This is a genomic window from Pseudomonadota bacterium (genome assembly GCA_030859565.1).
Taxonomy (GTDB): domain Bacteria; phylum Pseudomonadota; class Gammaproteobacteria; order JACCXJ01; family JACCXJ01; genus USCg-Taylor.
Window position 1 is genome coordinate 1 of sequence record JALZJW010000207.1, and the last position, 4,859, is coordinate 4,859.

The 4,859-nt window shown below is 58.5% G+C and carries 3 protein-coding genes; all 3 read left to right on the forward strand.

Features of this window, described 5'->3' with window-relative positions; all coding sequences use genetic code 11:
- Positions 1–67: 67 nt before the first annotated feature.
- Genes M3436_19300 through M3436_19310 form a run of 3 tightly spaced genes read left to right on the forward strand, consistent with a single transcriptional unit; the run spans position 68 to position 4,778 of the window.
- Complete coding sequence (locus M3436_19300) at positions 68–2,308, forward strand: site-specific DNA-methyltransferase (protein MDQ3566136.1); 2,241 nt, start codon at positions 68–70, stop codon at positions 2,306–2,308.
- Complete coding sequence (locus M3436_19305) at positions 2,308–2,865, forward strand: DEAD/DEAH box helicase family protein (protein MDQ3566137.1); 558 nt, start codon at positions 2,308–2,310, stop codon at positions 2,863–2,865. The genes M3436_19300 and M3436_19305 overlap by 1 nt, the downstream gene beginning before the upstream one ends.
- A gap of 14 nt (positions 2,866–2,879) precedes the next feature.
- Positions 2,880–4,778, forward strand: a complete 1,899-nt coding sequence (locus M3436_19310) for a hypothetical protein (GenBank protein ID MDQ3566138.1) — start codon at positions 2,880–2,882, stop codon at positions 4,776–4,778.
- Positions 4,779–4,859: the final 81 nt, after the last annotated feature.

Genomic DNA, 4,859 nt, shown 5'->3' on the forward strand with positions numbered 1-4,859 from the left:
ATCTCGTTGACTTTCTGAGCACGATAGTTACGCTTCTTCATGGCGAGAATACCTCCTGCGTTATGGGTTGCTGGCTATTGCCATCCCATATTCTGAGGATTCTCGCCTCTTTGTTATAGCTGACTACGGCATCAGCTATCGCTCCAATTTTCAGCCATTTGTGAACAAACGCGCAGTGGCCGAAGGCGACAAAGATGAAGACCTTACCCATGAGCCTGAGAATATAAAAGCCTTCCGCGACACTTGGGAGCTCGGAATCCATTCTTATCTCGCGTACCTACGCGACCGCTTGTTGTTAGTACGAGATCTCTTGCATGAAAGCGGATCATGTTTCGTGCAGATCTCCGACGAGAACCTACACATCGTGCGAAATATCATGGATGACGTGTTTGGAATACGGTGCCACGTTGTCACGATTCCAGTAAAGAAAAAAGGAAGTCAAAAATCGGGGCTCATGGACCCTGTCAACGACTATCTCGTTTGGTATAGCAAAAGCCCGCGGGACAGCGGGAAGATCAAGTTTCGACCAATGTTCGAGAAGCGCGAACTCGACGCAGAGACGCTTCGACGCTTCAACTGTGTTGAGTTAGCAGATGGTCGTGAGTTCACTATTGATGCGGTACCATTCCCACAGAATAGGGACGAGTTAATCGACTACCGAACGCGTCCATTGCAGCTTTTCCGCGACTGGCCTGACGCTCGTATGTTTTATCCAGGCGAGCAACTCACCAGTGGCGGCGAACGCCGCAATCAAAGTGATCCGGTTGAGTTTAGTGGGCAAGTATTCCGACTAAAACCGGGACTCTGTTGGAAGACCACAACGCGTACGCCCAATGGCTCGCCAAGCGGGATGGATCGCCTCAAGTGGGCTAAACGGCTTGTAGCTGGACGTGGACATCTAAACTACAAGCGTTATCTCAATGACTTCGGTTACAAGCCAATCTCGAACTGGTGGGACGGCTTAGGCGGGGCCCCCAATCCTATCTATGTAGTGCAGACCAACCCGGAAATAGTCCAGCGTTGCATCTTAATGACCACTGACCCAGGCGATCTTGTGTTCGACCCCACTTGCGGATCAGGGACAACGGCCTATGTCGCCGAGCAATGGGGCCGACGGTGGATCACCTGCGATACCTCCCGCGTCGCTCTGGCCCTCGCCAAGCAGCGGCTGATGACGGCGGTGTTCGACTATTACGAACTGGCCCACCCCAAGGAAGGCATTGCAAGCGGGTTCAAATACAAGACCGTCCCCCACGTGACCCTGAAATCCATCGCCAACAACCCCGAAATCCGCGAGGGCATGACCCGCGAGCAGATCGACGCCGCCATCCGCAAATACGCCGATCAGGAAACGCTCTACGATCAGCCTCTGATCGACAGGAAAAAGACCCGCGTGACCGGCCCCTTCACCGTGGAAGCCGTGCCCGCCCCGGCGGTCAAGCCTCTAGATGAGGTCAGGGAAGCGCCGGGTGACTATGAAGCGGACGCAGCGATAGCAAGGATAGGGGAGACGCGCAGGCAGGGCGACTGGCGCGACGAACTGCTGCGAACCGGCATACGCGGCAAGGGCGGGCAGCGGATCGAATTCTCCCGCGTGGAGGCGCTGGCGGGCACACGCTGGCTTCATGCCGACGCCGAGACGAAGGAGGACAAGCCGCAGCGCGCGGTGGTGTCCTTCGGCCCCGACCATGCGCCGCTCGAACAGCGCCAGGTTGCCCTTGCCATCGAGGAGGCGCAGCAGCTTGTCCCAAAGCCGAAGATGATCGTCTTCGCCGCCTTCCAGTTCGACCCCGAGGCCTCCAAGGACATTGACGAAACCAACTGGCCGGGCGTGACGTTGCTGAAAGCGCAGATGAACGCCGACCTTCTGACCGAAGACCTCAAGAAGAAACGTGCCAGCAACGAGAGTTTCTGGCTGATCGGCCAGCCCGATGTTTCACTGGAGGAGATCCGTAAGGGCGAAGACGCCGGGAAATATCGCGTTACGGTGAACGGCTTTGATTACTACAACACCCGGACCGGAGAGATCGAATCCGGCGGCGCGGGCAAGATCGCCATGTGGATGCTCGACCCCGACTATGACGGGCGCAGCGTCTTTCCGCGTCAGGTCTTTTTCCCGATGGCGGGAGATAAGGACGGATGGGCGAAGCTGGCCAAGAACCTCAAGGCAGAGATTGACGAGGGGCTGATCGAGGCCTATCACGGCACGGTGTCCCTGCCGTTTTCTGCCGGCGATCACCGGCGGGCGGCGGTCAAGATCATTGACGACCGGGGGATCGAAAGCCTCAAGGTGATCGGGCTTAGCTGATGGAACAGACCTCGATAGATCGCCTGATCATCAATTCTCCCTACGAGGAGCCACAACGCTACTGGCGGTATAACCGGGAGAACCGTTCCTTTACGCTGGTCGAGGGCGAGCGCAGGCCCGCCGGTTACGTAGCCTCGGAAAGCTCCCGGTCCTTCGATGATCCCGGCGTGTTCGTCGAGATCCCCTTGGTCAACCAGATCCGTCCCCGTATCGAGGCATGGCGCAAGGCCGGTTACCCCGGCGTCACCGGCATTACCAAGCGCCTTCTGGAGCATTGGACGAATCCCGAAGAGTACGAGACCCGGCGGTTTTTCTTCTGCCAACTCGAAGCGGCGGAAACCCTGATCTGGCTGACTGAAGGCCCGGCCGCCGAGAAGGTGGGCATCGCTGTCCCGGCCGACGGCGGCGAATTTACACGGCTGTGCGCAAAGATGGCGACCGGAACAGGCAAGACCGTCGTCATGGCGATGGTCATTGCCTGGCAGTGCCTCAACAAAGCGACCTATCCGCAGGACACGCGCTTTTCCAAAAACGTGCTGGTGGTGGCCCCCGGCTGACCGTCAAGAGCCGCTTGGCGGTTCTGGAAGCATCCAACCCCGCAAGCTATTACGAGGCCTTCAGCATCGTTCCCGGCGCGTTGCTCGACCGCCTGCGCGAGGGCAGGTTGATCGTCCGCAACTGGCATGCGCTCAACTGGAACAGCGAGGAGAAGATCGGGAAGCGGCGCAGCGTGGACAAGCGCGGGGCCAAGAGCGATGAAGCCTATGTCCGGGACGTGCTGGGGGACATGGCCAATGCCCGCAATATTCTGGTTATCAACGATGAAGCCCACCACGCCTGGCGGGTTCCGGCGGAATCCAAGGTGAAGGGCGTTTCCAAGGACGAGATCGAGGAAGCCACCAAATGGATCGGTGGCCTTGACCGCATCCACCGGACGCGGGGCGTGTTAATGGCTTACGATTTTTCCGCGACACCTTTTGCGCCATCGGGCAAGAAAAGCTCTGAGGAAGCCCTGTTTGGCTGGATCGTCAGCGACTTCGGCCTCAATGACGCGATTGAATCCGGCCTTGTGAAAACCCCCCGTGTCGTGGTGCGCGATGATGCCATTCCCGACGCGAAGACCTACAAATCACGCCTCTATCACATCTACAACGATGCGGAAGTGAAGGACGATCTGAACCGCCCGGCGGAGCCGGAAGAACCGCTGCCCGATCTGGTGCTCAACGGTTATTACCTTCTCGGCTTTGACTGGAAGGAAGCAGCCCGCACGTGGAAGAATGCCGGTTTCAGGACGCCGCCGGTGATGATCACCGTGGCCAACCGCACGGAGACCGCCGCCCGCATCAAGCATGCCTTTGACCGCAAGAAGATCCTGATCCAGGAGCTGTGCGATCCCGTGCGAACCTTGCACATCGATTCGCGGGTGCTCGATGAAGCCGAGGCCTCCGAGGAGCCGCTGGCGCAGGTCAATGGTGAGGATGAGGGGGCAGAGGAGAGCAGCGGGACAGAACGCAAGCTGACCAAGAAGCAGCAGGCCGAGCTTTTGCGCCAACAAGTAGATACCGTCGGGCAGGCAGGCAAGCCCGGCGAGCAGATTCAAAACGTCATATCCGTGGGGATGCTTTCGGAAGGATGGGATGCCAAGACCGTCACGCACGTCATGGGCCTGCGCGCCTTCACCAGCCAGCTTCTGTGCGAGCAGGTCGTAGGCCGGGGGTTACGGCGTACCGCCTACGAGATCAATCCCGAGACGGGTCTCTTCGATCCAGAATACGTGAACATCTTCGGCGTGCCGTTTACCTTCCTGCCGCATGAAGGAGGGGACGGACCGCCCCCGCCACCCCCGCCACCGAAGACGGCGATCGAGCCTGTTTCCGACAAAGCGGAGTATGCGATCCGGTGGCCCAATATCATCCGCATTGACCATGTGTACCGTCCGCGCCTGATCCTCGATCTGGACAAGGCGAAGGCCCTGGAGCTAAACGCTGGCCAGACCGCAAAGCTGGCCGAGCTTGCCCCCATCCTGGAGGGCAAGCCGGATGTTACCAAGATCGCCGAGATCGACCTGGAAAGCCTGGCGCGCGAATTCCGCATGCAGAAGATCGTCTTCGAGACAGCGCGGGATGTTTACGATCAGATGAAAAAGGGCTGGAAGGGGAGCAAGGAGTTCCTGCTCGCCCAACTCGTCCGCCTGGTCGAGCAGTTCATCGGCTCCGGCAAGATCAGCATTGTCCCGGCGCTTTTCCATCAGGATGAGTTCAAGCGCCGCCTGATCATTACGCTTAACATTACCCGCGTGGTCCAGCATATCTGGGAGGCTATCCGCTTCGAGAACACCGAGGCGCTTGAGCCGATCTTCGATCAGGGCCATCCGATCCGTTCAACAGGGGATATGGGGACGTGGTACACCGGCAAGCCGTGTGAATACACTAACCCGCATTTCTCACCAATGTGTGGATACATGGGCTAAAGGCATTGATGAGGACATCAGAAAAGAAGGCCGCTTGAATTAGCCGCTGCGGTCGAGACGCCAACAGGACAAATCGAGTAA